Source organism: Mesorhizobium sp. STM 4661 (assembly GCF_000359125.1).
Lineage (GTDB): Bacteria > Pseudomonadota > Alphaproteobacteria > Rhizobiales > Rhizobiaceae > Mesorhizobium.
In genome coordinates, this window is record NZ_CAAF010000025.1 from 42,946 (window position 1) to 67,690 (window position 24,745).

The following is a 24,745-nucleotide window of genomic DNA, read 5'->3' on the forward strand; positions in this document are numbered from 1 at the left end:
GAGATAAACAAGGCAGTGTGATTGATTAGCGTTTAACGCTTCAACAATCGGTTAAGTAAAATTGCAACTGCAGCGAGCTTTCCCGGTGTAAGGCGGCCGGAGGGAGATTCGGGTCGTTCAATCGATCAACGTCGGCAGGGTTGGTGGGCATCGCTCTCCTCACTTAGACGGCGCGCATGACGGTTTCATTTCATGTCGCGGGGGCGTCGCGGGCGGAGAAATTGCCTGTCCACAGGTGCGAAAAAGGCACAACGAACTGTCACATACTTTCTCTATGAGACGGTCAGGGACCTGCGCAACGATCCTGCACCAAGCCACTCAACAGGGAATGAGTTCATGTCGATGATCAAACACGGCCTGGCGGCTCTTGTCGCCGGCACAATCAGCGTTTCATTGGCGCTGCCCGCGGTCGCCGCGCCGACCAAGTTCGATTTCTGGTTCGGTCTTTCGGGCGACCTCGAGCGCGTCGTCCAGACCTTGTGCAAGAACTTCAACGAATCGCAGAAGGACTATGAAGTCGTCTGCACCAGCCAGGGCAACTACGACGCCACGCTGCAGAATACGATCGCGGCATTCCGTGCCGGCAAGCAGCCCACCGTCGTCCAGGTCTATGATGTCGGCACCGCCACCATGATGCTCTCGGGCGCATACAAGCCTGCCGACAAGCTGATGGAAGAGAACGGCTACAAGATCGACTACAGCGACTATTTCCCTGGCATTGCGCGCTACTACGCGACCTCGAAGGGCGAGATGCTGTCGTTCCCGTTTAACTCCTCGACCGCGCTGATGTACTGGAACAAGGACGCCTTCGCCAAGATCGGCAAGACCGAGGCCCCCAAGACCTGGGAAGACGTCGGCGCCGACCTCAAGGCGCTCAAGGATGCCGGCTACGATTGCCCGATGGCGATCAACATCTCCGGCAACGAAAGCTGGCAGTTGATGGAGCAGTTCTCCGCCATCCACAACCAGCCCATCGCGACGAAGAACAACGGCTATGACGGCCTCGACGCTCGCCTCGAAGTCAACAAGACCAAGTTCGTCCAATATGTCGGCGACCTCAAGAAGTGGTATGACGAAGGTCTCATCAAGATCAAGTCCAAGGATCTCGGCCAGGATATGGTCCAGTCCTTCGCTTCCGGCACCTGCGAGGTCATCCTGTCCTCGGTCGGCGACCACGGCACGGTCGGCAAGACCAAGAAGGAAGGCTTGAACTGGGACGTCGCCGAGTTGCCAACCTATGCCGGCACCGAGCGCAAGAACTCGCTCGTCGGCGGCGCCTCGCTCTGGGTTCTTTCCGGCAAGTCGCCTGAGGAATACAAGGGCGCAGCCGCGTTCCTCAACTTCATCCACGACCCCAAGACCGCGCTGTTCTGGTCGACCAACACCGGCTACATTCCGGTGACGAAGTCGGGCTTCGACTACATGAAGGCCAACGGCTTCTACGACAAGGCGCCTTTCAAGGGCCGCGAAACCGCGATTGCCAGCCTGACTGCTTCCGAGCCGACCGACATCACCCGCGGTGTCCGCCTCGGCAATTTCACCCAGATCCGTGCCGAGTTCGGCACGCAGATGCAGGCGATCTTCGCCAACAAGGTCAGTGTCCAGGAAGGCATCGACACGCTGGTCAAGAACGGCGACGCCATCCTCGATCGCTTCCAGCAGACCTATCCGAACAAGACGCTGCCCTGACCAGCAGGCTTAACATAAGGCCGCCCGCCGACAATCGGCGGGTGGCCGTTTCATATCCAGAAAATAGCCGGGTCGATGGAAAAACGCGTTACCTTCAGCAAATGGACGGTCGGCATCCTGTTCGCGGTGCCGCAGCTCCTGCTGATCTTCACATTCTTCTACTGGCCGGCCGGCCAGGCGGTTTATTGGTCGCTGACGCTGCAACAGCCCTGGGGCGGCGGCAACATCTGGGTCGGGCTCGACAATTTCCGGTCGATCCTGTCCAGCGCTGATTACTGGAACTCGATCACCGTCAGCCTTGTCTTTGCCGCGATCAGCACCGGCATCGTGATGTTCGTCGCGCTCGTGCTCGCCGCCCTGACCGACCGGCAGCTTACCGGCTCGCGCTTCTACCGTGTGGTGCTCATCTGGCCCTATGGCATTGCGGCGCCGGCGCTGGCGCTCGCCTTCCGCTTCATCCTGGCGCCGGAAGCCGGCTTCATGGCCGTCGTCAACCAGGCATGGCCGGGATTCTGGGATCCGGGTCTCGACGGCGTCGACGCCATGGCCTCCATCATCGCCGCCTTTTCCTGGAAATATATCGGCTACAATTTCATCTTCTTCCTTGCCGCGTTCCAGGCCATCCCGCGCTCGTTGATCGAGGCCTCGGCCATGGACGGCGCCGGTGTCATCAGACGGTTTTGGGATATCCAGTTCCCGCTGATCACGCCGACGATCTTTTTCCTGCTCGTCATCAACATCACCGAGAGCTTTCAGGATTCCTTCGGCATCGTCGATATCATGACCAGCGGCGGGCCGGCGAACGCGACCAATCTGATGGTCTACAAGATCTATTCCGACGGCTTCAAAGGCCTCGATTATTCGGGTGCCGCCGCGCAGAGCATCATCCTGATGCTGCTCATCATCGTGCTCACCATCTTCCAGTTCCGCTTCATCGAGCGGCGCGTGCATTACCGGTGAGGCGGTCATGGTGGAGCGCACCCCGATCCTGAATTTCGTCACGCATCTCGTGCTGTTCATCGGCTTCGTGCTGGCGGTCGCGCCTTTCGCGATCGTCGCGATCGCCGCGTCGCACAATTTGAAGGACGTCAACGACGTGCCGATGTCGCTGCTGCCGGGCAGCGACTTCTGGCTCAATATCAAGACGGCATGGACGACGGCTGACCTCGGGCCCAAGCTTTTGAACAGCTTCATCATGGCTACCGGTGTCGCCGCCGGCAAAGTGATCATCTCGGCGCTCACCGCCTTCTCGATCGTCTATTTCCGCTATCCCGGCCGTACCTTCATCTTCTGGCTGATCTTCATCACGCTGATGCTGCCGCTCGAAGTGCGCATCGTACCGACCTACGCGGTCGTCGCCAACGTGCTGTCACCGTATCAGACGATCCTCGACGTGACCGGCTTGAGCTGGCTGATCGAGAAAATATCGGGTGTCCGGATTGCGTTGAGCTTCGGGCTGCTCAACTCCTACACCGGGCTCATCCTGCCGTTGATCGCCACCGCCACTGGCACCTTCCTCTATCGGCAGTTTTTTCTCACCGTGCCGGATGAACTGACCGAGGCGGCGCGCATGGACGGCGCCGGCGCGTTGCGCTTCTTCATCGATATACTGCTGCCGCTGTCGCGCACCAACATGGCGGCGCTCGGAACCATCATGTTCCTGTGGGCATGGAACCAGTATCTGTGGCCGCTGCTCATCACCACCGATCAATCCCACGCAACGGCAGTCACCGAGCTCAAGCAGCTCATTCCAAACATCGGCGGCATTCCCGAATGGAACATCGCCATGGCCGGCACGCTGATCGTCATGCTGCCGCCGCTGATCGTCGTCGTGGCGATGCAGCGCTGGTTCGTGCGCGGCCTGATCGCCACCGAAAAGTGACCCGACAAGGAGACAGATGATGGCCTCCATCACCATTCGCGACGTCAAGAAGAGCTATGGCAAGTCGCCGGTCGTGCACGGCGTCGACCTCGACATCGTTTCGGGCGAATTTGTCGTCATTCTCGGGCCTTCCGGGTGCGGCAAGTCCACGCTGCTCAGGATGATCGCCGGGCTGGAAGAGATTTCCGGTGGCGAGATCGCCATCGACGGCACCGTGGTCAACCGGCTGGAACCGCGCGAGCGCGGCTGTGCCATGGTGTTCCAGAACTACGCGCTCTACCCGCATATGAGCGTCGCCCAGAACATTGGCTATTCGCTGAAAGTCGCGGGTGTTCCCAAGGCCGAGCGCACGCAGCGCATCCAGGCCGTGGCCCGCATCCTCGAGCTCGAGCCGATGCTCGACCGCAAGCCTGCAGCGCTGTCGGGCGGCCAGCGCCAGCGCGTCGCCATGGGGCGCGCCATGATCCGCGAACCGAAGGTGTTTCTGTTCGACGAACCGCTCTCCAACCTCGACGCCAAGCTGCGCGTGCAGATGCGCTCGGAAATCCGCAAGCTGCACCGCCGGCTGAACGCGACATCGGTGTTCGTCACGCACGACCAGGTCGAGGCGATGACGCTCGCCGACCGGCTGGTGGTGATGAATGGCGGCCGCGTGGAGCAGGTCGGCACGCCGGGCGAAATCTACAAGCGCCCGGCCAGCCGGTTCGTCGCGACCTTCGTCGGCGCGCCGGCGATGAACATCCTCGAGGGCATCGTCGAGCTCGACGGCCTCTCGCTGCTTGGCGGCAGCCGGCGGCTGCCCATTCCGCGGGTCGGCCTGCCGGTCGGCGCCAAGGTCGCGATGGGCATCCGGCCTGAAGCCGTCCGCCTGGTGGCGCCCGGCTCGCAGGGCGCGCTCAATGCCACCGTCGATCTCGTCGAGGAGCTGGGCGCGGGCAGGGTCATCTATGTCGATCTCGACGGCGCGGCGTTTTCCGTGGTGACGTCCGAGACCGTCCATCCGGCGCCCGGCGCGACGGTCGGTTTGAAGATCTCGCCCGATGACATGCATTTCTTCTCGTCGGAGACGGGCGCGCGCCTCGATGTCTTCAAAGCCTCCGTGCCGGTTCCCGCACATTGATGGCAGCACCATCCGCTAACGCGCTGGCGTCTGCCTCGGGCGGCCGGTAAAGCAAATTTCCTGTCAGGTCGAACAAAGGTCGTGCAATGAAAATCATCCAGGTCACGGACGTCCATCTCGGACGGCGGGGCGAAATCCGCTACGGTGCCGACCTGCATGGGCGGCTCGACCGCTGCATCGACGACATCAATGAACGTCACGCCGATGCCGCGCTTTGCGTCTTCACCGGCGACCTGACCGAGGCCGGCGCGGCCGAGAGCTACACCGATCTCAGATCGGCCCTGGGCAAGCTTTTAGTGCCCTACCGGTTGCTGCCGGGAAATCATGACAGGCGGGCCAGTTTGGTTGCGGCCTTTCCCGAAGGCGCGGTCGACGATAATGGCTTCGTGCAATCGGTCTTCGAGACGCCCGAGGCATCGCTGCTGTTCCTCGACAGCCTGGCCGAAGGCCGTGTCACCGGCGAGCTATGCGACAAGCGGCTTGCCTGGCTCGACGCACGGCTCGCCGAAGCGGCAGGACGGCAGGCCTACATCTTCCTGCATCATCCGCCGGTCGAACTCGGCCTGCCCATCCTCGACCCGCTCGGGCTCGAACAGCCCCGGCGATTCATCGATCTGCTCGAGCGCCACGGCAATGTCGGCCACGTCTTCTTCGGCCATGTCCATCGCGACATCGCCGGCACGGTTGCCGGCATCCCGTTCACCGCGCAACGCGGCTTGCATGCCCGCTTCATGCTCGATCTGGCCGGGGAAGAAGTGGTCGAGCAGGCGCCGCCCACATACGCGATCGTCCTCATCGATGCTGCCGAGCGCCGGGTCGTCGTGCACAATTGCGACTTCCTCGAGCGATGGCCGCTCTATTCGCCGGCGACGGGCAAGATCGTCACGCTGGATACTCGCGTCGCGTGAGCACGGCGACTTGACTGAGCCGGGAACGCCTCAGGCAAACACATGCGCCTTGCCGGAAACCGTCAGCCGCACGATCTCGCCGACGGCCGGCGCATCCATGCCCGGTTTGCGCAGGATGAGCGGCGTGTTGCCGATCGCGGCGGCGTCCGGCAGGTCGGGACTGTTCAGGAGCCGCACCGCGATGGTGCACATTGAGCCGGCGAACTCGGATTCCGTCACCTCGCCGAACAGCATCTCCGGCGTTCCCGGCATGCCTTCGCGCGACGTGCGTTTCAGCAGCACCTGTTCGGGTCGCAGCATGATGCGGGCGACATCGCGCCGCTCGGTGCTGTCGACGGCGATGCGGCCAAGCGGCGAACTGGCGAAGCCGCCTGATATCTTTGCCGGCAGGATGATGGCGTCGCCGAGGAATTCGGCAATCATCCGGTCTTTCGGCTGGAGATAGAGCTCGCGTGGTGTGCCGACCTGCGAAAATATGCCGTCGCGCATCACCGCCACCTGGCTGGCAAAGGACAACGCCTCGGCCTGGTCGTGCGTGACCAGGATCGTCGTGATGCCGGCCGCTTCCAGAAGCTCGGCGACCGCCTTGCGCATCGAGGCGCGAAGACCGGTGTCGAGCGCGGAGAACGGCTCGTCGAGCAGCATCAGCCTTGGTTTCATGGCCATGGCGCGGGCCAGCGCCACACGCTGCTGCTGGCCGCCGGAGAGCTCATGCGGCCGGCGTTTCAGGATCGCCTTGTCCAGCCCGACGATATAGGCCAGCTCGACGATGCGCTCGGTGCGCTTGTCCTCGCCGCGTGCCATGCCGAAGCCGATATTGTCGGCGATGGTCAGATGCGGGAACAGGGCGCCGTCCTGCGCCACCACGCCGATGCCGCGGCGATGCGCCGGCACGGCAGCGCCGCCATTGGCCAGCACCTCGCCGTCGAGCACGATGCGGCCCCGATCGGGCGCCTCGAAGCCGGCGATCAGCCTGAGCAAGGTCGTCTTGCCGCAGCCGGACGGTCCGACGATCGCCGTGCGGCTGCCGCTCACCACGTTGAGGTCGACGCCGGCAAGGGCGGCAACCGGGCCGTAGTGCTTGTGCACACCGGTGAGTTCGAGAAAGCTCATCGTCCGGCCATCCGCTTCGACTGGATATAGAGCAGCCAGGTCAGCGGCAGCGATATCGCCACCATGATGAAGGCGTAAGGTGCGGCCGACGCATAGTCGATCTCGCCGCTGTATGACCAGAACGCCATCGCCAGCGTGCGGGTGCCGTTCGGCGCCAGCATCTGCGTGGCGGTCAGTTCATTCATGATGCCGAGCGCCACCAGCGCCATGCCCGCCGCCGCACCTGGCGCCGACAGGCGGATCGTCGTCGACCACAGCGCCTTGAGCGGCGGCCGGCCGAGGCTGGCGGCAGCGCGTTCAAGCTCGACCGGCGCTTGCGCGATCGATGCCCTGAGGCTGATCAGGGCGCGCGGCAGAAACATCAGCGCATAGGCGACAAGGATGGTGAACAGGGTCTGGTAGAGCGGCAGGGCGATGCGCACGGTGATGGTGACCAGCGCCAGCGCCACGACGACGCCGGGCAGCGAACCGACGATGTAGTTGCAGCCCTCGAGAAGCCGCTGCATCGGTCCCGGCGCGCGGATCGAGATCCAGGCCATCGGCATCGCGGCGACAGTGGCAAGCAAGGCGCCGGCGAGCGCCAGGAACAGGGTCTGACCGAGCGCCAGGCCGATCTCGTCGAGGCGCCAGACATCGGCGCCGCCGGCGATCAGCCAGCGGCCTATGGTGATGAACGGCACGCCAAGCGCCAGCAGCGTGGTGACGGCAGGCAGCAGCAGGCAAGGGACCGTGGCGCGGCCGAGCCGTGTGCGCTGCTGCTGGCGCGCGGCGCCCGAGCCGACACGGGCATAGCGCTCCTCGCCGCGCACCAGCACTTCCAGCCCAAGCAGGACGAAACAGCACGTCACCAGCACGGCGGCCAGCATATTGGCGGCGGGACCGTTGAAAGTCGACTGGAACTGATCGACGATCGCCGTGGTGAAGGTGTCGAAGCGGATGAACACGTAGAGGCCGTATTCGGCAAGCAAATGCAGGCCGACCAGCAGCGAGCCGCCGCAGATGGCGAGCCTGAGCTGCGGCAGCACAACGCGTGCGAACACGCGCCACGGGCCGAGACCGAGGGCCGCGGCGGTGTCTTCGAGGGCGGGGTCGAGCCGGCGCAGCGCCGCCGCCACCGGCAGATAGAGGAACGGGAAATAGGCGATGACCGAGACAAGAACGCCGGCCCACAGGCCGTGCAATCCCGGCACCAGGGTGATCCAGGCATAGGAGTGCACGAAGGCGGGAATGGCGAGCGGCGCCACCGAGAGCCAGGCCCAGAGGCGGGCTCCAGGCAGGTCCGAGCGTTCGGTTAGCCAGGCCAGCGCCACCGAGAGCACGATCGAGATCGGAACGGCCAGCACCACCAAAAGCACGGTGTTGACCAGAAGCTCGCCGACGCGCGGCCGGAAGACCAGCGCCGATGCGGTTTCCCATCCGGTCTGCACCGCGACCCAGATGATGAAGGCAAGCGGCAGCAGCGCAAACAGCGAGACGAGGACGGCGGCGAGCAAGATCCAGGATGAGGATCGAAGCCGGGCCGGCCGGCCTGGGCGGGCAAGATCGGCCGCAGACTGCATCAGACCGGACGCCGTGCCGTCGCCTGCCGGCGGCAGCGGTCGAAGGAACCGCAAACGCGGCCGGAAATGCAGTCTGTCGTCATGCTGGTCGTCATGGGGACGAATGCCATCTCGAAAAACAGAGCGCCCCCGCGGAAAGCGAATTCCCGCAGGAGCGCAGTCGGTTGCCCTTTTAGGACGAATGCCGGCTAAAGCAAGCCGGCTGCCGTCATCAGATCGGTCACCTTCTTGGAATTCAGCGTCGCCGGATCGACCTTCGGCGCCTGCAGATCGGCCAGCGGCACCAGCTTAGGGTTGGACTCCGCGCCCTTGCCGACGGCGTACTCATAGGATGTGCCGGTCGTCAGCACGTCCTGGCCGCCCTTGCCGGTCACCCATTTCAGGAACGCCTGGGCTTCCTTCGGGTGCTTGCTGGAGGCCAGCACGCCGCCACCGGAAATCGAGACGAAAGCGCCCGGATCCTGGTTCTTGAAATAGTGCAGCTCGACGTTCCCGCTGTTTTCGCCGGTCTTGGCCTGATCGCCGAAATAGTAATAGTGATAGATCACGCCGCCTTCGATCTCGCCGGCATTGACCGCCTTCATCACCGTGCCGTTACCCTTGTAGGCGGTGAAATTCTCCTTTATCGCCTTCAGCCAGTCAGCCGTGGCGGGCTCGCCCTTGAGCTGCAACAGGGCGCTGACGATCGCCTGGAAGTCGGCGCCGGAGGGCGAGGCTGCCCAGCGGCCCTTCCAGCTCGGATCGGCGAGATCGAGCAGCGATTTCGGCAACTGGTCGGCGTTAAGCTTGGTCTTGTTGTAGGCAAAGACGGTGCTGCGCGCGGCAACGCCGACCCATTTGCCGGTGGTCGGCTGGTATTCCCGCGGAATCTGCGCCAGCGTGTCGGCATCGACCGGCGCGAACAGGCCTGATGCCTCGACCAGGGCCATGGCCGGCGAATTTTCGGTCAGGAAGACATCGGCCGGCGAGGCAGCGCCTTCGGCGACGATCTGGTTGGAGAAATCGCTGTCGCCGCCGTTGCGCAACGTGACCTTGATGCCGGTTTCCTTGGTGAAGCCTTCGGCCCATTCCTTGGCCATGCTCTCATGCTGGGCGTTGTAGACGATGATGCCATCCTCCTGCGCCATCGCCGGCGCAACGAACAGGCCGATCGCCAGCGCGGCGCCGGCAAGGGTCGAAAGGGCAGATTTCATGGGCGTCGTCCTCGCTCTCACTGGTCTTGGTTTTGGCATGGCTGCACCTAGCAATACATGAATATCATAGTCAACATTGAGAGGCTGCTTCAATCGGTCGCCGGCTGCAAGGCCCCGCGCCCGATTGACAATTCTGCGTGAAGGGGATGGGCGGCTACGGTTGCGCCGACGGCCAGGGCGCCTATGCGGCGGCAGGCAATATCAAGGGAGCCGTTTGCAGGCCATAAAGCAGCACCGATTGCCGTCTTGCGACCCTTGGAAGATCAAGGCGCCAGCCCTCGGCATGGGTAAACAAGGCCTCCAGCAGGGCGGCAAGTTCCAGCCGGGCGAGATGCTGGCCGAGGCAGACATGCAAGCCGGTGCCGAAGGTAAGAGTGGAAGGAACGCTGGACTGCAAATCGAGCCGGTCGCCGGCGGCGAAAACCGAAGCGTCGCGATTGGCGCTGGCAAGCACCGGGACGATGGCCTGTCCGGCCTGAATGGCGATGCCCTCGAACTCCAAGTCCTCCGCAGCGATGCGCGCCCCGGCATAGTGAACCGGGGCGCAATAGCGCAGCAGTTCCTCCGCCGCGGACAACCAGCTCACGCGTCCGTCTTCAAGCAGTCTGCGCTGGTCGGGAAAGCGTTCCAGCGCCATCAGTGCATTGCCGAACGTGTCGACGACCGTCGCCTGTCCGGCAAAAAGGAGAAACACGACATTGGCGACGGCGTCTTCACGCCGCCAGCGGCCGGCGTCGACTTCCGCCAGCATTTGCGCCGTCATGCCATTCGGCAGCACTGCCCCATTATTGTCTATCGCCAACGACACCCAATCCTGCAGCCGCCGGCAGGCATCGTTGGCCTGCGGGTCGATGCCACCAAGTCTCATCTCCAATGCACTGGCCATGCGTTGCGCATCGCCGCCGATCAACCATGGATCCTCGATGTTCAGCCCGAGGATCTGCTCCAGCCCGGAGAACGACAGAGGGACAGCCAGATCGCCAATAGCGTCGAATTCCGGCTCGCCTGCGGCTTTCCGCGTCAACTCCAATGCAGTTGCCAGGAGCCTGTCAAACAGGCCGGCAATGGAGGATGACGTCAGCAATCCGCCGAGTGGACGGCGCAGCCGCATATGCTGCGGCGGGTCGGAAAGCAGCATGGATTTCGTCAAGAGGTCGAGCGCGAAATCAAGGGTGATCTTTTGCCGAACCAGTTCATAAGCGCCGGGCGGCGCCTGCAAAAGCGACGGATGTTTCAGCGCCTTCGAAACCAGCCCATGGCTGAAAACATAGTACGCCTGGCCCGCCTCGGGATAGGGCGGTTTGCCCCAGGCGGCTGCGCCAATCGTCCGGCGGCGAGCGAACTCCGGAAACGGATCGTCGCCAAGAACGAAAGGATCGAAAAGATCGACGTCGCCGATCATCGGGTGACATCCACCGCGAATATGACCCGGTAGCCTCCAGAGCTTGCGTCCTCCGGCAGGAAATCGGGGGCCAGATGCAGAAATTCGCAATTCAGGGTCCTGTGGTAGAACCGCAACAACGGATCCCTGGTTATGGAATTTACTGGCGGTATCACGCCGGTCCGGTGCCATTCATCAATGGTTTCGCGGAACCCTTGATCCATAACGACCTTGTCTGGAGTATCATCCTGCGCGCCCGCATAGGACGGGCATCGGCCATCACCCACGGCCCAACGGGCTCCTGCCCGGCGACCATGCGCGATCATCTCCGAAAGCAGCCGACGCACCAGATCGGTCCCGCGGAATTCCGGGCGCACGCCGAGATTGTAGACATAGAGTGAAAGCGGCGGCTGGCTTTTTGCCATGGAGGAGTAGGCTGCAAAGGTCTTTGGAAAATTTGTAGTATCGTGAGGGTCCTGGCTCGTTTCGACGAAACAAATAGCACCGGCGATGAGGGAGCCTACAGAGCCAGCGATCATCGTGTGCCCAAGCGACAGGCGGTTACGGATGATGTCCGGGCCGGCTCCGAGTGGGCCCCAGGCAGCGGTTTCCAGTTCAGCCATCAGGGGCACCGCATCTTCGGAAACCAGATGCAGCCGGATATTCTTCGTCATCACAAGTCTCCGCCCCGCAGTCCCGTATGGAACAAGCCGCCTTTATTTGCTAGTCGTGCTTTTTCGCACCGGGTGGCAGCTAATCCTCATGATTTTTTATGTCTGCCATAGCCGGCACGCCTATACCCAGGCAACTATGCTTCTCTATTTTCGCAAAGATCTCCAAGCAGTTTTTCGACTGGTTCCCTACGAAGACAAAGCTCTTTTAGGCACACTTTCCAAGGGAACAGTGATCTGGACCGATATGGATCGGCTGACTGTCGCCGACATCGAAATGGCCGCTGATCTCAGCCGCAAGATGAGGCAGGAGCAGCCGAACGTCGCTCAACTCAATCATCCCCGGGAAAGCCTCCAACGTTTCGACCTGCTGCGCAAACTGTTTGCGGACGGCATCAACGATTTCCGGGTCTATAGGCCGGAGACCTTGCCGGACGACATACGCTTTCCCGTCTTCCTACGCGATGAGACGGGTGCAGCCTATGAGACGCCGCGCCTGCTGCAGAATTATAGAGAACTGGACAATGCCCTCGCAGGCTTGCCTGGCATGAGATTTGTCCGGCCGATGATCGCCGAGTTCGGGTCGAAGCCCGGATCCGATGGTTACTATCGAAAATACTCCGCTTACCGGATCGGCGGGCGCAGCTATGCCCAACATTGTTTTGCCAAGCAGGAATGGTTCATAAAGGATCCGGGACGGGGCATTCCGAAGCAGCATCTCGATGATCATCGCGCCTATGTCCGTGAGAATCCGCACAGATTGAGCCTGATGCCGATTTTCGACAAAGCATCGATAACATACGGCCGAATTGACTATACGGTCCTGGATGACCGTATCCAAGTCTTCGAAATCAATACAAATCCGACTGTGCTGAGCTATCCGCCGACCCCTTTCGATGAATATGATTCAACGCCTTATGCCAGCATGCACGCCGATGCCCTTTTGGCCCTGCCGCATGCACGTGACTCTTCGTGCCCTGCCAGGATCGATGAGACGCATTCCGAGATTTTGGCGGGTCTGCGGCGAGAATATGGGAAAAGGCGCAGGAAGCTCATTGTTAAGAAGGGCCTGAGATTTGTCAGGAATGCCGTGCTTGGTGAGAAAGTCTGATCCATTGGCTGTCGAACATGGAGCCGGCCGCAAACTCCGTGATGCTCCCCTACTTTGGCTTGGACATTATTTCGCCGGCCACGTAACAAATCAGCGCCGAGGCGCGAATATCGGGGAGTGAACTCTTGTGACCGGCATGGACGAGGCCGAACTCGCCCGGCTGCTGCGGGCTGCGATCGGAGGAGATGAAAAGGCCTATGCCGACTTTCTGCACCGGACGGCTGCTCTCGTTCGCGGCTTTGTCAGGCGCAAGATCGTGCAAGGCGGGGTCGACCCCGAGGATGTCGTGCAGGAAACCTTGCTGGCCATTCATGTGAAACGGCATACCTGGCGCCAGGATGCGCCGGTCTTGCCTTGGGTCTATGCGATAGCGCGCTTCAAGCTGATCGACGCCTTCCGGCGGCGCGGGCGGCGCATCGAGATCGAAATCGGCGAGATCGCCGAGAGCTTCGCCGAACCGGAGACCGAGACGGTCAGCGAGCGCGATATCAACCGGGCGCTGGACGGCCTGCCGCCGGCGCAGCGTTCGGTGGTTTCGTCGGTGTCGGTCGAAGGCCGTTCCATTGGCGAGACCGCAGCGAGGTTCGGTATCAGCGAGACGGCCGTGCGCGTGTCGCTGCACCGCGGCCTTGCCGCAATCGCCAAGCGATTCGGAGCCGGGTGACATGAGGACCGAGGATCTTATCAAGGCATTGGACGCTGACGCAAGCAGCAGGGCGATGCCGCTGCGCTCGGCCTGGTGGATGGCCACGGCTGCTGCGGCGGGAATCGCCGCGGTGGTTTTCTGGCTCACCATCGGTCCACGTCCCGACATCATGATCGCCATGCACACGATGCGCTTCCTGTCGAAATTCGTCTTCACCCTCGTGCTTGCCGTCACCGCCTTCGCCCTGATCCGCGCGCTGTCGACCCCTGGGGCGTCGACGGGCAAGGCGGCGGCCTGGATGATCGCGGCGCCGCTGCTTGTGCTGGTGGCGGTGGTTCTGGAGCTCTTCGCCGTGCCCGAGGCCGACTGGGGCACGCGCCTAGTCGGCAGCAACATGATGATCTGCATGACGTTCATCCCGCTGATCGGCATCGGCCCGCTCGCCATCTTCCTATGGATGCTGCGCTATGGCGCGCCGACGCGGCCGGTGCTTGCCGGGGCGGTGGCGGGCCTGCTTGCCGGCGGGCTGGCCGCGACTTTCTATGCGGCGCATTGCTTCGACGATTCGCCGCTTTTCGTAGCCACCTGGTATTCGATCGCGATTGCTATCCTCGCGGCGCTCGGCGCGCTCGGCGGGCGGCTTTTCGTGCGCTGGTAGGGACGGCGATCAGCGCGTCGGAACGGGATGCTCGCCGCGATAGTCGTAGAAGCCACGCCCGGTCTTGCGGCCGAGCCAGCCGGCCTCGACATATTTCACCAGCAGCGGGCAGGGGCGGTATTTCGAATCCGACAGGCCGTCATGCAGCACCTGCATGATCGACAGGCAGGTATCCAGCCCAATGAAATCGGCAAGCTGCAGCGGTCCCATCGGATGGTTGGCGCCGAGCCGCATGGCGGTGTCGATGGCGTCGACCGAGCCGACACCTTCGTAGAGCGTGTAGATCGCCTCGTTGATCATCGGCAACAGGATGCGGTTGACGATGAAGGCCGGAAAATCCTCGGAGACGGTGATGGTCTTGTCGAGCTGCTTCACATAGGCCTTGGCCGCCTCGAAGGTCTGGTCCTCGGTGGCGATGCCGCGCACCAGCTCGACCAGCTTCATCACCGGAACCGGATTCATGAAATGGATGCCGATGAAGCGTTCCGGACGGTCGGTCTGCGCGGCCAGACGGGTGATCGAGATCGACGAGGTGTTGGTCGCCAGGATGGCTTCCGGGTTGAGCTGAGGGCAGAGCTGGGCGTAGATCTTGCGCTTGACCGTCTCGTCCTCGGTCGCCGCCTCGATCACCAGATCGGCGCCGGCAAGGTCAGCCATGGTGGGTGCTGCTGAAATACGCGCCATCGCGTCGTTGCGCAGCTTCTCCTCAAGCTTGCCCGAACCTACCTGGCGGGCCATGTTGCCGCTGACGGTGGCAATGCCCTTTTCGATGCGGTCGGGAGAGATATCGTAGATCAGCACCTTGTAGCCCGAAAGCGCGGACACATGCGCTATGCCGCCGCCCATCTGGCCCGCGCCGATGATGCCGATCGTCTCGATCTTGCTCATTACACCGATCCCGTCGAAAAGGCCTTTGCGGCCTGCTTTTGTGCGGTGCAAACTAAAAGGGCGGGGCAGCTTCGTCTACCCCACCCTTCACAATTTAATACGCTTTGCCAGAAAGCGTCAAAGCGCCTTTTGCAGTTCCGGCAGAATGACGAAGAGATCGCCGACGAGGCCGTAATCGGCAACCTGGAAGATCGGGGCCTCCTCGTCCTTGTTGATGGCGACGATGACCTTCGAATCCTTCATGCCGGCGAGGTGCTGGATGGCGCCGGAGATGCCGACGGCGATGTAGAGATCGGGGGCGACGACCTTGCCGGTCTGGCCGACCTGCCAGTCGTTCGGCGCATAGCCGGCGTCGACCGCGGCACGGGAAGCGCCGACGGCGGCGCCGAGCTTGTCGGCGACCGGCAGGATGACTTCCTGGAATTTCTCCGCCGAACCCAGCGCGCGGCCGCCCGAGATGATGATCCTGGCCGAGGTCAGCTCCGGACGGTCGGTCTCGGAAAGCTTGTTCTCGACGAAGCTCGACAGGCCGGGATTGGCCGCTGCCTTGATCGTCTCGACCGGGGCGGAACCACCTTCGGGCGCTGCTTGGAAGGAGGCCGTACGCACGGTGATCACCTTCTTGGCGTCGCTCGACTGCACCGTCTGGATGGCGTTGCCGGCATAGATCGGCCGCTTGAAGGTGTCGGGCGACACGATTTCGATGATCTCGGAGACCTGCGCCACATCGAGCAGGGCCGCCACACGCGGCGCGACATTCTTGCCCGACGAGGTCGCCGGCGCGATGATGGTGTCGTAGGCGCCCGCCAGCGACACAACCAGCGCCGCCAGCGGTTCGGCGAGGCGCTCGCTCAGTTCGTCGGCCTCGGCGAGCAGCACCTTGCTGACGCCCTTGAGCTTGGCGGCGGCGTCCGCTGCCGGCTTGGCGCCCTTGCCGGCAACCAGCACATGTACGTTCGAGCCGATCTGCAGGGCCGCCGAGAGTGCCTTGGCGGTCTGGTCGGAAAGGCTGGCGTTGTCGTGTTCCGCGATGAGGAGAATGGTCATGTTTTTATCCCTTCCCAGCGTTACAACACGCCGGCTTCGTTCTTTAGCTTGTCGACCAGTTCGGCGACGCTCTTGACCTTGACGCCGGCCTTGCGGCCGCCCGGCTCCTCGGTCTTGATGACCTTCAGCCGCGGCTTGACGTCGGCGCCGTAGTCGGCGGGCGATTTCTCGTCGAGCGGCTTCTTCTTGGCCTTCATGATGTTGGGCAAGGAGGCATAGCGCGGCTGGTTGAGGCGAAGATCGGCCGTGACGATCGCCGGCATCTTCAGTTCCACCGTCTGCAGGCCGCCATCGACTTCGCGCGTTACCTTGGCCTTGTCGCCGTCGAGCACCACCTTGGAGGCGAAGGTGCCCTGCGCCCAGCCGAGCAGTGCCGCCAGCATCTGACCGGTCTGGTTGGAATCGTCGTCGATCGCCTGCTTGCCGAGGATGACGAGGCCGGGCTTCTCAGCCTCGACCACGCCCTTCAGCACCTTGGCGACGCCGAGCGGCTCGGTCTGCTCGTCGGTCTTGACCAGGATGGCGCGGTCGGCGCCCATGGCGAGCGCGGTGCGCAAGGTTTCCTGCGCCTGCTGCGGCCCGATCGAGACAACGATGATCTCTTCCGCCTTGCCGGCTTCCTTCAGCCGGATCGCCTCTTCGACCGCGATCTCGTCGAACGGGTTCATCGCCATCTTGACGTTGGCGAGTTCCACCGCCGAACCGTCAGCCTTCACGCGAACCTTCACATTCGCATCCACAACCCGCTTCACGGGCACAAGGATCTTCATTTGCCTGTCACCTCTCTTGAGATAGTTGGGCGCGCTATAGCAGCCTGCGCCTTTGCAGAATTGTCGAAAGCCGACATTTCGGACGGAATTCGGGTCTTCAACCGCCTAGGCGGTGGCGGAAACGCTTCCGTAGTTGCGACAAACCTGCGCGTCAATATGCGCTAGCCACTCAAATCGGTTCAGTCCGGAGCCGACGCGCGGCCCCAGCGCGGTGCCGACTGCGCCGCAGGCTGCTCGCTGGCGACAGGCTCGGGAGCAATGAGCGCCGGATCGGTCGCCACCGCGGGCGCCTCGTCCGCGGCGGCGAGCAGCGGTATGCCGCGTCTGCGCAAGATCAGCACCAGCACGGCGCCGGCGATGATGCCGCCGACATGGGTGGCCCAGGAAACCTGGTCCTCGCCGCCCGCGGCGAACATCGCGACCTGGAAGATGATCCACAAAATGAGCGGGATGAAAGCCGGGATGCGCAATGGAATGCGGGCGAAGGCCAGCACCCATACCTTCACCCTGGGATAGAGGATCAGATAGGCGGCGACCACGCCGGCGATGGCGCCCGAGGCGCCGATCAGCGGCACCTGCGAATCCCAGGCAACCAGGCCCTGGAAGAAGGCGCCGGCGATGGCGCAAAGCAGGTAGAAGATCAGATAGCGGATGTGGCCGAGCGCGTCTTCGACATTGTCGCCGAACACCCATAAAAACAGCATGTTGCCGCCGAGGTGGAAAATATCCGCATGCAGGAAGGAATAGGTGATGTAGCTCAAGCTCTCGGGGATCACGACAAACTGCGGCGCCAGTTCCACCTTGTCGTGAACGACGGACGGAATGAAGCCGAGGCCGAGCACCGCCGCGTTGGCGAAATTCTCGCCGCCGAGCGTGGTGGCAAGGTAGATGAGCGTGTTGACCACGATCAGGCCGATCGTGACATATTGCAGCCTGATGTGGCGCAGCTTGTTGGTGTCGTAGAGCGGGATAAACATCGGGTCCTCCCGCTTTTTGGCGAAATTCAGCGGTTCTTGCCGGGAATCCATAGCACGTCGGCGTTTCCATTGTCATTGACCGCGCGTGCGGCCACGAACAGAAAGTCCGAGACGCGGTTGATGTATTTTATCCCCTCGCGGTTGACGTGCTCGCGTGGATCCTGGGCCAACGCCACCATGATGCGCTCGGCGCGCCGCGCCACCGTGCGGGCGAGGTGAAGGGCGGCCGCGGCCGGCGTGCCGCCGTTAAGCACGAAGGATTTGAGCGGCTCAAGCTGCTTGTTGAGAAGGTCGATGTCCTTTTCGACACGGTCGGTCTGCGAGGCTACGATGCGCAGCGGATCATAACCGAGCGGCTTGCCGTCGTCGGGCACCGCCAGATCGGCGCCGAGGTCGAAAAGGTCGTTCTGGATGCGGGAAAGCATGGCGTCGATCGACGGATGCGCTGTTGCGGTATGGAGGCGGGCCATGCCGATACAGGCATTGGCCTCGTCAACCGTACCGTAGGCCTCGACACGCGGATCGGATTTCAGCCGCCGTTCGCCGGTGCCGAGGCCAGTGGTGCCGTCGTCGCCGGTGCGGGTGTAGATCTTGTTGAGCTTGACCACGCCCTGCCTCCCGAACTCGCCGGTCGCCTTATTTGCGGGTGAACCAAACGGCCAGCATGATGAACACCAATGCCACGAACTGCAACAGCACGCGCGCCTGCATCAGCTTGTTGGAGGTCACGCCGTCGCCGCCGCGCATCATGTTGATGAGGCCGCGGATCAGCACGATCACCACGGCGACCATGACGAGAACGGCGAGGACATTGAAGACGGTTGCCATAGTGTGTTTCCAGTTCGATTGCGTTCAGGCGCGTTTGGCAAGCAGGCGGTAGAGCATCGATGCCGGCAGGATGCGTTTGAGGATCACGCCGATCCTGGCCGGCACTGTTACCACATAGTGCGGACGCGGGCGCCGCGACAGAAGCGCATGGCGCAGGGCAGCATAGACCACTTCCGGACCGGGCTTCAGGCGCGACGTGCTGCCGCCGGCACGCAGCCGCTCCAGTTGCGCCTTGTAGGCGAGGCGGTGGACGGAGTTCTCATAGTCGATATTCTTCAAAAACCAAACAAGCCCGTTGCTGGCGATCTTCGATGTCACCGGTCCCGGCTCGATCAGCGAGACATGGATGCCGCTGCCCTGCAGCTCCTGATGCATGCACAGCATCAGCCCTTCGATCGCATGCTTGGATGCCGCATAGGCGCCGCGAAAGCGCAGCGGTGTCAGCCCGAGGATCGAGGAGCAATGAACGAGACGGCCATGGCCCTGGCGGCGCATCACCGGCATGACACGGCGGGTGAGGTCATGCCAGCCGAAGACATTGGCCTCGAATTGCTCCCTAAGCGCTGCGACCGGCAGGTCCTCAACGGCGCCAGGCTGTCCATAGGCGCCATTGTTGAACAGGGCATCGAGCCGTCCGCCTGTGCGCTCCAGCACCGATGCCACCAGGGCCTCGATCGATCCGGCTTCGCGGTAGTCCAGATAGAAGGCCTCGATGCCTGCGGCTTCGAGGGCAGCGATATCGTCCGGCTGGCGCGCCGTCGCGAACACCCGCCAGCCGTCCGCCTTCAGCGCGCGGGCGCAATAAGCGCCTATCCCGGAAGAGGCGCCGGTGACGATGATGGTGCGCAACTCTTCCGCTGTGGAATTCGTGGTTCGACCAAGGGTTGCCATTTGCCGCAATCCCTTCCCATATTCGCGGCGTCGAGACAATCGAAGGGAATGCGGTTCTTGTTGCGGAAGATTGTCGCCCTGCGCCGCGTGCTCTATGACGCGCTTGGCCATTTCAACACCGATGACGGCTGGGCGATGGCCAGCCATCTGGCGATCACGGCGCTGATGGCGCTGTTTCCGTTTCTGATCTTCGCCACGACGCTGGCCAGTTTTTTCGGTGCGCAGGCTTTCGCCGACACCGCCGTGCATATCGTCTTCGACACCTGGCCGGAGCAGATCGCCAAGCCGATCGCCCGCGAAGTGCTCAACGTGCTTACCATCCGGCGCACCGACCTGTTGACTTACGGCGTCGTGCTCGCCGCTTTCTTTGCCTCGAACGGCATCGAGGCGCTGCGCACCTCGCTCAACCGCGCCTATCGCGTCTCGGAAACGCGCGGCATCATCTACCGCCGGGTGCAGAGCATCGCCTTCGTGCTGATCGCCACCGCAGGGTTCCTGGCGATCAGCCTGCTTCTGGTCTTGGCGCCATTGCTGGCGCGACTGGCCGAAGCCAATTTCGAGTGGATAAAGCCCTATATGGGAACGATCACGCTGTGGCGTTACGTCATCGCTTCCGCCGTCATCGTCGGCGGGCTGTTCGCGGTGCATTTCTGGTTGCCGGCGGGCAAGCGCCGCTTCGTCTCGATCGTCCCGGGCATCATCTTCACGCTGGCCGCATGGCTCATCGGCTCAACCATCTTCGCCACCTATCTCGACCATTTCTCGTCCTATGTGACGACCTATGCCGGGCTTGCCTCGATCATGATCGCGGTCGTCTTCCTCTATATCGTCTCGGCGATCTTTATCCTCGGCGGTGAGCTTAACGCAGCGATCAGCCGCTATCTCGAGGCGCGCGCCCGGGTTGGCTGAGTGGTTGGCTGAGCGGTCGCCAGCCCGACGCCGAACGTCGTGATCGCCATGCCGACGATCTGGACAAGGTTCAGATGTTCGCCAAACAGCGCCCAGGCCATGAGCGCGGTGACAGCCGGAACCAGATAGAAAAGCGAGGCGACTTTCGACATTTCGCCATCGCGGATCATCATCATCAAAAGGAAGATGGCGCCGATCGACAGCACCAGCACCAGCCATGCCATGGCGAAGATCAGCTCGCCATTGACGACGACCGTGCGCGTTTCGAAGGCGAGCGAGGCCAGGGCCATCAGCGATGCGCCGCCGACATATTGCCACATGGTGGCCGCCACCAGATCGCCGCCGGAGGCAAAGCGCTTCTGCCAGATCGTGCCGGCGCTCATGCCAAGCACCGAGACCAGCGAGGCAGCCAATGTCTCGGGCGTCACGCCGCCGCCAATCGCGCCAAGCTTCGGCCACAGAACAATGATCACCCCGACCAGGCCGATGCCGAGACCGAGCCAATGGCGCGGCAAGATGGCCTCGCCAAGAAACTTGCCCGCGAGCACGGCGGTGATCAGCGGCTGCAAGCCGACGATCAGGGCCGACACCCCGGCGGGCATGCCCCTGTGGATCGCCCAGAACACGCCGCCGAGATAGACGCCATGCATCAGGATGCCGGCGCCGGTGGCGTGCAGGGCCTCCGTTCGGGTGGCTCTCTTTGAGCTCAGCACGACCATCAAGGCAACCAACAGGATCGCTGCCAGAACGAAGCGTGAGGCCAGGAAGGTGAAGGGTTCCGCCCACGGCATGGCGTATCGCGCGCCGATAAAGCCTGTGGCCCAAAGGACGACGAAAGTGGCGGGGATGAACCGCTTGACGCTGTGCATTGTCCGGAGGCTGCCGCGCTTGGTGAGAGTTGACCCGGCGATGCTCTAATGCGGTTCAACCCGAGGCGCAAAACGAAACGGTTGATCCATGCATCACAGGAATTCAACGAGCGGCGTATTAGACAGGCTGTTCCCCGGCCTCACTGGGGATCAGAGCCCGACCAATTTTCTGACATCGTCCGGCGATGCGCCGGCCTCGCGCAAGGCGGCAAGGCCGGTGTCGCCAAGGCTCTTCGACAGTTTTCGTCCATCCGGGCCAAGGACGAGACGATGGTGGAAATAGGCCGGCTGCGGCAGGCCAAGCACTTCCTGAAGCAGGCGCTGCACGCTGGTCGCGGCATAGAGGTCCTTGCCCCGCACGACATGGCTGACGTCTTGCAGCGCGTCGTCGACGACAACGGCGAGATGATAGCTGGTCGGGATGTCGCGGCGCGCCACGATCACGTCGCCCCAATCCTGCGGCCTGGCCTCGATTTGTCGCGTTGCGGAAAGCGTTCCGTCCGCAAATTCGGCCCATGACAGGTGCTTGCCGACATGCGCCATCGCGGCATCGACGTCCAGCCGCCAGGCGAAAAGTGCATTCTCGGCAATCCGTCGCTTGCGCTCCTTCACCGGCAGTGCCTTGTCGGCGGCGGGATAAAGCGGCACGCCGTCCGGGTCGCGCGGCCAGTCGCGGCCGCGCTTTTCGCTGTCGGCAATGAAGGCCCTGATCTCACTTCTGCTCATGAAGGCCGGGTAGACAAGATCTTGCCCGATCAGCCGGTCGAGCACCGCCTGATAGTCCGCGAAATGCCCGGACTGACGGCGCACCGGCTCTTCCCAGCCAAGTCCGAGCCATTTCAGGTCGCGATGGATGCCGGCCTCGAATTCCGGAGTGCAGCGTGTCGTGTCGATGTCCTCGATGCGCAGCAACAGGCGCCCGCCGGCCGCCTTTGCCATTTGCTGGTTGAGCAGCGCCGAATAGGCGTGACCGAGATGCAGTTCGCCATTCGGGCTCGGCGCGAAGCGGAATGTCAGGAGTGTCATCTCTCAGGCGGCAATCGGATTGTCAGGCACTTTCGCCGGTTGCTAGCTTGTGCCTGGTTACGTCAGCCACTTTGCGCCGGGAACACGCATTCATGCAACGCATCGCCAATCTTGACGACATTGCGCAAGGACTCGATGCGCTTTGCCTGATCGATCCGCGCCTGGAAAGAGTGCGCGGCATGGCCGGCGAGGTGCCGCTTCGGCTGTCCGAGCCCGGCTTTCGCAGCCTTGCCTCGATCGTCGTTTCACAGCAAGTGTCGCGCGCCAGCGCCGACGCCATTTTCGGGCGGCTGACAAAGCTCGTCGATCCGCTGACGCCACAAGCCATCCTCGCCGCCGGCGAGGACGTCTTTCGCGAGGCCGGGCTGTCGCGACCGAAACAGCGGGGCCTGATCGCGGTTGCCCAGGCGGTGGTCGACGGGCTCGACCTCTACCATCTCTGTTCGCTCGACGCCCCCGAAGCGATCGCGGCGATGACGGCGGTGCCGGGCATCGGGCCGTGGACGGCGGAAGTCTATTTGCTGTTCGCCGCTGGCCATCCCGATGTTTTCCCGGCGCGCGACGTTGCCCTGCAGAGCGCGGTCGGCCACGCGCTTGGCATCGACCCGCGTCCGCCGGAGAAAACGCTGATCCAGATCGCCGAATCATGGAGCCCGTGGCGAGGTGTCGCATCACGGCTTTTCTGGGCTTACTATCGCGAAACAAGGGGCAGGGATGCCGCGCCGCCCGCCTGAAATCGCAAAAAAGCATTGAAATCAGCCGTTTTTGACACTTTGGGCGAGCGACAATCCGCTTCACATCCCTGTCATGTCGGGCTTACAGTATCCGCGCCGATCGGTTCTGAAACCAAGGAGGATCAACACGTGACGGTTGCCGTATCTCCGGATGGGCTTCCTGCACTGGTGCTGAATGCGGATTACCGTCCGCTCAGCTATTATCCTCTGTCGCTCTGGTCGTGGCAGGACGCCATCAAGGCGGTGTTCCTCGACCGGGTGAACATCGTTGCCGAATATGAGCATGCCGTGTCGTCGCCGACCTTCTCGATGAAGCTGCCGAGCGTTGTCAGCCTGAAGGCCTATGTGAAGCCGTCGAGGCATCCCGCTTTCACCCGGTTCAACGTCTTTCTGCGCGACCGTTTCCAGTGCCAGTATTGCGGCACGCCGGAGGATCTGACCTTCGACCACGTCATCCCCCGCCATCGCGGCGGCGCGACGACATGGGAGAATGTCGTTGCCGCCTGCTCGCCCTGCAATCTGAGGAAAGGCGGCATGATGCCGGCGCATGCCAAAATGTGGCCGCTGCAGAAGCCCTTCCAGCCGACGGTGCACGACCTGCACAACAACGGCCGCCTGTTCCCGCCCAACCATCTGCATGAAAGCTGGATGGATTATCTCTACTGGGATGTCGAACTGGAACCTTGAGATCGTTCGATAATTCGGGAGGCTGGCCGCCTGAAGCCATTTTCCGCGCTTCCGGCCTTCGCCGGCCGAAGCACTCATGAGCGGTCGTGGTGTGGTGGTTAAGGCTACGGCCGGCGTAGGCCGGTGCTCACGGTTTTGGCTACGGCATGTATATCCTGAAACACGGCATCAAGAAAAATCCGCAAAAACGGTGGACGCTACCAGACCGTATCTTCTTCGGTCATGGTGCGTGCCATATCCTTGCTGGGACTTTCCTTGAACTCCGCCCTCTTGAAGGGTTTTATGCAGAGCGCATCGTCCCGGACGAGGATTTTTCCGGGAACCATATCTATGTGACGAACGGTGCCGTCGCCTTCGATTATCACGGCTATTGCGACCGCAGTCGACTCCTGGAACATCACAGAAAGGGGTGGACCTTGCATAGCGTTGGGTGGGGTTGCACCATCGAGAGAGTTGATTTCGATTTGCTGGATACAGCCGAACTGAACCAGCGCAAAATGTTGGGCCCGGATCAATATTTGTATGATCCTATCCCACGTGCCCGCCGGTTCATCGGTCGCGTGGACCACCCCGAAGCGGCGAAAAGGGCGCTCCGAAGCACTTGAATTGTCCGGTCTCGCTTCGGCTCAATCCCGGGCGAAGGCACTGCGGAAAGCGACGACGGCAAGCACAAAACTGGCGATGGCGTTCCAGCCGGCCAGCGACAGGCCGAGGATACGCAGCGCCGCCTTGTCGCAGGAGGGCGGGACGAATTTGTCGAGCGCGTCAAGCACGCCCTTGCCGCCGGTGTCGACAGGGCCGGCGCCCGCGGTGCAGTCGGTTGGTCCTTGCCACCATGCCCATTCGACGCCCGAGTGATAGACGCCGAGATAAAGGCCATAGAGCATCAGCAGGCCGCCAATGGCCAGCAGGCCACGCGTCAGCCATGCCGGTGCGCTGAGAGCCGAGGCAAGCACCGCCAACAACATCAGCGGCACGCCGATATAGTAAGGGGCGCGCTGCGCCAGGCAGAGATGGCAAGGGATGTAGCCGCCGAGATACTGGAAGGCCAGCGCCGAGCCGACGGTGGCGGCCATGGCGACGGCGAGAAACAAGGCCGCTCGCATGCGTTGACGTCCGGTGTCGGGATTGACGGTCGCTGTCATCGATCTTCTATCCTGGTTCGCCCACGCCGCTTCTTGCCCATGC

27 protein-coding genes are annotated in these 24,745 nt (G+C 62.7%); 12 read left to right on the forward strand and 15 right to left on the reverse strand.

The window, feature by feature from the left end:
* Positions 1-336 precede the first annotated feature (336 nt).
* From MESS4_RS07475 to MESS4_RS07495, 5 genes are all read left to right on the forward strand, one after another.
* Positions 337-1,689 (forward strand): extracellular solute-binding protein, encoded by a 1,353-nt coding sequence (locus MESS4_RS07475; RefSeq protein WP_006328458.1) that lies wholly within the window; start codon positions 337-339, stop codon positions 1,687-1,689.
* Between the two features lie 75 nt (positions 1,690-1,764).
* Positions 1,765-2,649, forward strand: a complete 885-nt coding sequence (locus MESS4_RS07480; protein ID WP_006328459.1) for a sugar ABC transporter permease — start codon at positions 1,765-1,767, stop codon at positions 2,647-2,649.
* 7 nt (positions 2,650-2,656) lie between these two features.
* A complete protein-coding gene (locus tag MESS4_RS07485; protein WP_006328461.1) occupies positions 2,657-3,571 on the forward strand; it encodes an ABC transporter permease subunit in 915 nt (304 codons plus the stop codon).
* Between the two features lie 19 nt (positions 3,572-3,590).
* Positions 3,591-4,691, forward strand: a complete 1,101-nt coding sequence (locus MESS4_RS07490) for a sn-glycerol-3-phosphate import ATP-binding protein UgpC (RefSeq protein WP_006328462.1) — start codon at positions 3,591-3,593, stop codon at positions 4,689-4,691.
* Positions 4,692-4,777: 86 nt separating this feature from the next.
* Positions 4,778-5,599: a phosphodiesterase gene (locus tag MESS4_RS07495; protein WP_006328463.1), complete on the forward strand. Its 822-nt coding sequence runs from the start codon at positions 4,778-4,780 to the stop codon at positions 5,597-5,599.
* Positions 5,600-5,629: 30 nt separating this feature from the next.
* Here the strand turns inward: MESS4_RS07495 and MESS4_RS07500 are convergent, their stop codons facing one another.
* The 5 genes from MESS4_RS07500 to MESS4_RS33330 all read right to left on the reverse strand — a co-directional run bounded on the left by MESS4_RS07500 (position 5,630) and on the right by MESS4_RS33330 (position 11,519).
* Entirely contained in the window at positions 5,630-6,712 is a 1,083-nt protein-coding gene (locus MESS4_RS07500) for an ABC transporter ATP-binding protein (RefSeq protein ID WP_006328464.1), read from the reverse strand.
* Positions 6,709-8,271: an iron ABC transporter permease gene (locus MESS4_RS07505; protein ID WP_036240858.1), complete on the reverse strand. Its 1,563-nt coding sequence runs from the start codon at positions 8,269-8,271 to the stop codon at positions 6,709-6,711. Before MESS4_RS07505 ends, MESS4_RS07500 begins: the two co-directional genes overlap by 4 nt.
* Positions 8,272-8,459: 188 nt before the next feature.
* Entirely contained in the window at positions 8,460-9,464 is a 1,005-nt protein-coding gene (locus tag MESS4_RS07510) for an iron ABC transporter substrate-binding protein (protein WP_006328466.1), read from the reverse strand.
* 181 nt (positions 9,465-9,645) lie between these two features.
* Positions 9,646-10,866 (reverse strand): cytochrome P450, encoded by a 1,221-nt coding sequence (locus MESS4_RS07515; protein ID WP_006328469.1) that lies wholly within the window; start codon positions 10,864-10,866, stop codon positions 9,646-9,648.
* Complete coding sequence (locus MESS4_RS33330) at positions 10,863-11,519, reverse strand: GNAT family N-acetyltransferase (protein WP_006328471.1); 657 nt, start codon at positions 11,517-11,519, stop codon at positions 10,863-10,865. Before MESS4_RS33330 ends, MESS4_RS07515 begins: the two co-directional genes overlap by 4 nt.
* An 88-nt stretch (positions 11,520-11,607) precedes the next feature.
* Between MESS4_RS33330 and MESS4_RS07525 the strand changes: the two genes are divergently transcribed.
* The 3 genes from MESS4_RS07525 (at position 11,608) to MESS4_RS07535 (ending at position 13,931) form a co-directional block, all read left to right on the forward strand.
* Entirely contained in the window at positions 11,608-12,627 is a 1,020-nt protein-coding gene (locus tag MESS4_RS07525; protein ID WP_157385526.1) for a hypothetical protein, read from the forward strand.
* A 127-nt stretch (positions 12,628-12,754) separates the two neighbouring features.
* Positions 12,755-13,291, forward strand: a complete 537-nt coding sequence (locus tag MESS4_RS07530; RefSeq protein ID WP_006328473.1) for a sigma-70 family RNA polymerase sigma factor — start codon at positions 12,755-12,757, stop codon at positions 13,289-13,291.
* 1 nt (position 13,292) lies between these two features.
* Complete coding sequence (locus tag MESS4_RS07535; protein ID WP_006328474.1) at positions 13,293-13,931, forward strand: NrsF family protein; 639 nt, start codon at positions 13,293-13,295, stop codon at positions 13,929-13,931.
* Positions 13,932-13,940: 9 nt separating this feature from the next.
* Here MESS4_RS07535 and MESS4_RS07540 read toward each other — a convergent pair whose 3' ends face one another.
* From MESS4_RS07540 to MESS4_RS07570, 7 genes are all read right to left on the reverse strand, one after another.
* Positions 13,941-14,819 (reverse strand): 3-hydroxybutyryl-CoA dehydrogenase, encoded by an 879-nt coding sequence (locus tag MESS4_RS07540; protein WP_006328476.1) that lies wholly within the window; start codon positions 14,817-14,819, stop codon positions 13,941-13,943.
* 117 nt (positions 14,820-14,936) lie between these two features.
* Positions 14,937-15,866: an electron transfer flavoprotein subunit alpha/FixB family protein gene (locus tag MESS4_RS07545; RefSeq protein WP_006328477.1), complete on the reverse strand. Its 930-nt coding sequence runs from the start codon at positions 15,864-15,866 to the stop codon at positions 14,937-14,939.
* A 20-nt stretch (positions 15,867-15,886) separates the two neighbouring features.
* A complete protein-coding gene (locus tag MESS4_RS07550) occupies positions 15,887-16,636 on the reverse strand; it encodes an electron transfer flavoprotein subunit beta/FixA family protein (protein WP_006328478.1) in 750 nt (249 codons plus the stop codon).
* Positions 16,637-16,815: 179 nt separating this feature from the next.
* The gene (locus tag MESS4_RS07555; protein ID WP_006328479.1) at positions 16,816-17,613 is read right to left on the reverse strand and encodes a rhomboid family intramembrane serine protease; all 798 of its coding nucleotides are present in this window, start codon (positions 17,611-17,613) and stop codon (positions 16,816-16,818) included.
* 26 nt (positions 17,614-17,639) lie between these two features.
* Positions 17,640-18,221, reverse strand: coding sequence for a cob(I)yrinic acid a,c-diamide adenosyltransferase (locus MESS4_RS07560; protein WP_006328480.1), 582 nt, complete (start codon positions 18,219-18,221; stop codon positions 17,640-17,642).
* A 28-nt stretch (positions 18,222-18,249) separates the two neighbouring features.
* Positions 18,250-18,441, reverse strand: coding sequence for a twin transmembrane helix small protein (locus MESS4_RS07565; RefSeq protein WP_006328481.1), 192 nt, complete (start codon positions 18,439-18,441; stop codon positions 18,250-18,252).
* Positions 18,442-18,465: 24 nt separating this feature from the next.
* A complete protein-coding gene (locus tag MESS4_RS07570; RefSeq protein ID WP_006328489.1) occupies positions 18,466-19,332 on the reverse strand; it encodes an SDR family oxidoreductase in 867 nt (288 codons plus the stop codon).
* Between the two features lie 48 nt (positions 19,333-19,380).
* Here MESS4_RS07570 and MESS4_RS07575 point away from each other — a divergent pair, with 48 nt between their 5' ends.
* Positions 19,381-20,241: a YihY/virulence factor BrkB family protein gene (locus MESS4_RS07575; protein ID WP_006328491.1), complete on the forward strand. Its 861-nt coding sequence runs from the start codon at positions 19,381-19,383 to the stop codon at positions 20,239-20,241.
* Here MESS4_RS07575 and MESS4_RS07580 read toward each other — a convergent pair.
* Both MESS4_RS07580 and gluQRS read right to left on the reverse strand, forming a co-directional pair.
* Entirely contained in the window at positions 20,211-21,110 is a 900-nt protein-coding gene (locus MESS4_RS07580) for an EamA family transporter (RefSeq protein ID WP_006328492.1), read from the reverse strand. The genes MESS4_RS07575 and MESS4_RS07580 overlap by 31 nt on opposite strands.
* A 150-nt stretch (positions 21,111-21,260) precedes the next feature.
* Positions 21,261-22,136: a tRNA glutamyl-Q(34) synthetase GluQRS gene (gene gluQRS, locus MESS4_RS07585; RefSeq protein ID WP_006328495.1), complete on the reverse strand. Its 876-nt coding sequence runs from the start codon at positions 22,134-22,136 to the stop codon at positions 21,261-21,263.
* A gap of 92 nt (positions 22,137-22,228) precedes the next feature.
* On the opposite strand from gluQRS, the gene MESS4_RS07590 reads away from it, so the two are divergent.
* The 3 genes from MESS4_RS07590 to MESS4_RS31850 all read left to right on the forward strand — a co-directional run bounded on the left by MESS4_RS07590 (position 22,229) and on the right by MESS4_RS31850 (position 24,162).
* Positions 22,229-22,870 carry a DNA-3-methyladenine glycosylase gene (locus tag MESS4_RS07590; protein ID WP_006328496.1) on the forward strand — a complete coding sequence of 214 codons (642 nt, stop codon included), beginning with the start codon at positions 22,229-22,231 and terminating at the stop codon, positions 22,868-22,870.
* A 129-nt stretch (positions 22,871-22,999) separates the two neighbouring features.
* Positions 23,000-23,557 (forward strand): HNH endonuclease, encoded by a 558-nt coding sequence (locus MESS4_RS07595; protein WP_006328497.1) that lies wholly within the window; start codon positions 23,000-23,002, stop codon positions 23,555-23,557.
* A gap of 146 nt (positions 23,558-23,703) precedes the next feature.
* Positions 23,704-24,162 (forward strand): hypothetical protein, encoded by a 459-nt coding sequence (locus MESS4_RS31850; RefSeq protein WP_006328498.1) that lies wholly within the window; start codon positions 23,704-23,706, stop codon positions 24,160-24,162.
* Positions 24,163-24,183: 21 nt separating this feature from the next.
* Here the strand turns inward: MESS4_RS31850 and MESS4_RS07605 are convergent, their stop codons facing one another.
* A complete protein-coding gene (locus MESS4_RS07605; protein ID WP_006328500.1) occupies positions 24,184-24,702 on the reverse strand; it encodes a disulfide bond formation protein B in 519 nt (172 codons plus the stop codon).
* Between the last annotated feature and the right edge of the window lie 43 nt (positions 24,703-24,745).

Excerpts from the sequence above, each read along its gene's own strand:
- MESS4_RS07500 (WP_006328464.1), bottom strand. The coding sequence starts at position 6,712 with ATGAGCTTTCTCGAACTCACCGGTGTGCACAAGCACTACGGCCCGGTT.
- MESS4_RS33330 (WP_006328471.1), bottom strand. The coding sequence starts at position 11,519 with ATGACGAAGAATATCCGGCTGCATCTGGTTTCCGAAGATGCGGTGCCC.
- MESS4_RS07485 (WP_006328461.1), top strand. The coding sequence starts at position 2,657 with ATGGTGGAGCGCACCCCGATCCTGAATTTCGTCACGCATCTCGTGCTG.
- MESS4_RS07495 (WP_006328463.1), top strand. The coding sequence starts at position 4,778 with ATGAAAATCATCCAGGTCACGGACGTCCATCTCGGACGGCGGGGCGAA.
- MESS4_RS07480 (WP_006328459.1), top strand. The coding sequence starts at position 1,765 with ATGGAAAAACGCGTTACCTTCAGCAAATGGACGGTCGGCATCCTGTTC.
- MESS4_RS07550 (WP_006328478.1), bottom strand. The coding sequence starts at position 16,636 with ATGAAGATCCTTGTGCCCGTGAAGCGGGTTGTGGATGCGAATGTGAAG.
- MESS4_RS07505 (WP_036240858.1), bottom strand. The coding sequence starts at position 8,271 with ATGCAGTCTGCGGCCGATCTTGCCCGCCCAGGCCGGCCGGCCCGGCTT.
- gluQRS (WP_006328495.1), bottom strand. The coding sequence starts at position 22,136 with ATGACACTCCTGACATTCCGCTTCGCGCCGAGCCCGAATGGCGAACTG.
- MESS4_RS07575 (WP_006328491.1), top strand. The coding sequence starts at position 19,381 with ATGCGGTTCTTGTTGCGGAAGATTGTCGCCCTGCGCCGCGTGCTCTAT.
- MESS4_RS07510 (WP_006328466.1), bottom strand. The coding sequence starts at position 9,464 with ATGAAATCTGCCCTTTCGACCCTTGCCGGCGCCGCGCTGGCGATCGGC.
- MESS4_RS31850 (WP_006328498.1), top strand. The coding sequence starts at position 23,704 with ATGTATATCCTGAAACACGGCATCAAGAAAAATCCGCAAAAACGGTGG.
- MESS4_RS07515 (WP_006328469.1), bottom strand. The coding sequence starts at position 10,866 with ATGATCGGCGACGTCGATCTTTTCGATCCTTTCGTTCTTGGCGACGAT.
- MESS4_RS07540 (WP_006328476.1), bottom strand. The coding sequence starts at position 14,819 with ATGAGCAAGATCGAGACGATCGGCATCATCGGCGCGGGCCAGATGGGC.
- MESS4_RS07545 (WP_006328477.1), bottom strand. The coding sequence starts at position 15,866 with ATGACCATTCTCCTCATCGCGGAACACGACAACGCCAGCCTTTCCGAC.
- MESS4_RS07475 (WP_006328458.1), top strand. The coding sequence starts at position 337 with ATGTCGATGATCAAACACGGCCTGGCGGCTCTTGTCGCCGGCACAATC.
- MESS4_RS07490 (WP_006328462.1), top strand. The coding sequence starts at position 3,591 with ATGGCCTCCATCACCATTCGCGACGTCAAGAAGAGCTATGGCAAGTCG.
- MESS4_RS07555 (WP_006328479.1), bottom strand. The coding sequence starts at position 17,613 with ATGTTTATCCCGCTCTACGACACCAACAAGCTGCGCCACATCAGGCTG.
- MESS4_RS07590 (WP_006328496.1), top strand. The coding sequence starts at position 22,229 with ATGCAACGCATCGCCAATCTTGACGACATTGCGCAAGGACTCGATGCG.
- MESS4_RS07570 (WP_006328489.1), bottom strand. The coding sequence starts at position 19,332 with ATGGCAACCCTTGGTCGAACCACGAATTCCACAGCGGAAGAGTTGCGC.
- MESS4_RS07525 (WP_157385526.1), top strand. The coding sequence starts at position 11,608 with ATGATTTTTTATGTCTGCCATAGCCGGCACGCCTATACCCAGGCAACT.
- MESS4_RS07535 (WP_006328474.1), top strand. The coding sequence starts at position 13,293 with ATGAGGACCGAGGATCTTATCAAGGCATTGGACGCTGACGCAAGCAGC.
- MESS4_RS07565 (WP_006328481.1), bottom strand. The coding sequence starts at position 18,441 with ATGGCAACCGTCTTCAATGTCCTCGCCGTTCTCGTCATGGTCGCCGTG.
- MESS4_RS07605 (WP_006328500.1), bottom strand. The coding sequence starts at position 24,702 with ATGACAGCGACCGTCAATCCCGACACCGGACGTCAACGCATGCGAGCG.
- MESS4_RS07580 (WP_006328492.1), bottom strand. The coding sequence starts at position 21,110 with ATGCACAGCGTCAAGCGGTTCATCCCCGCCACTTTCGTCGTCCTTTGG.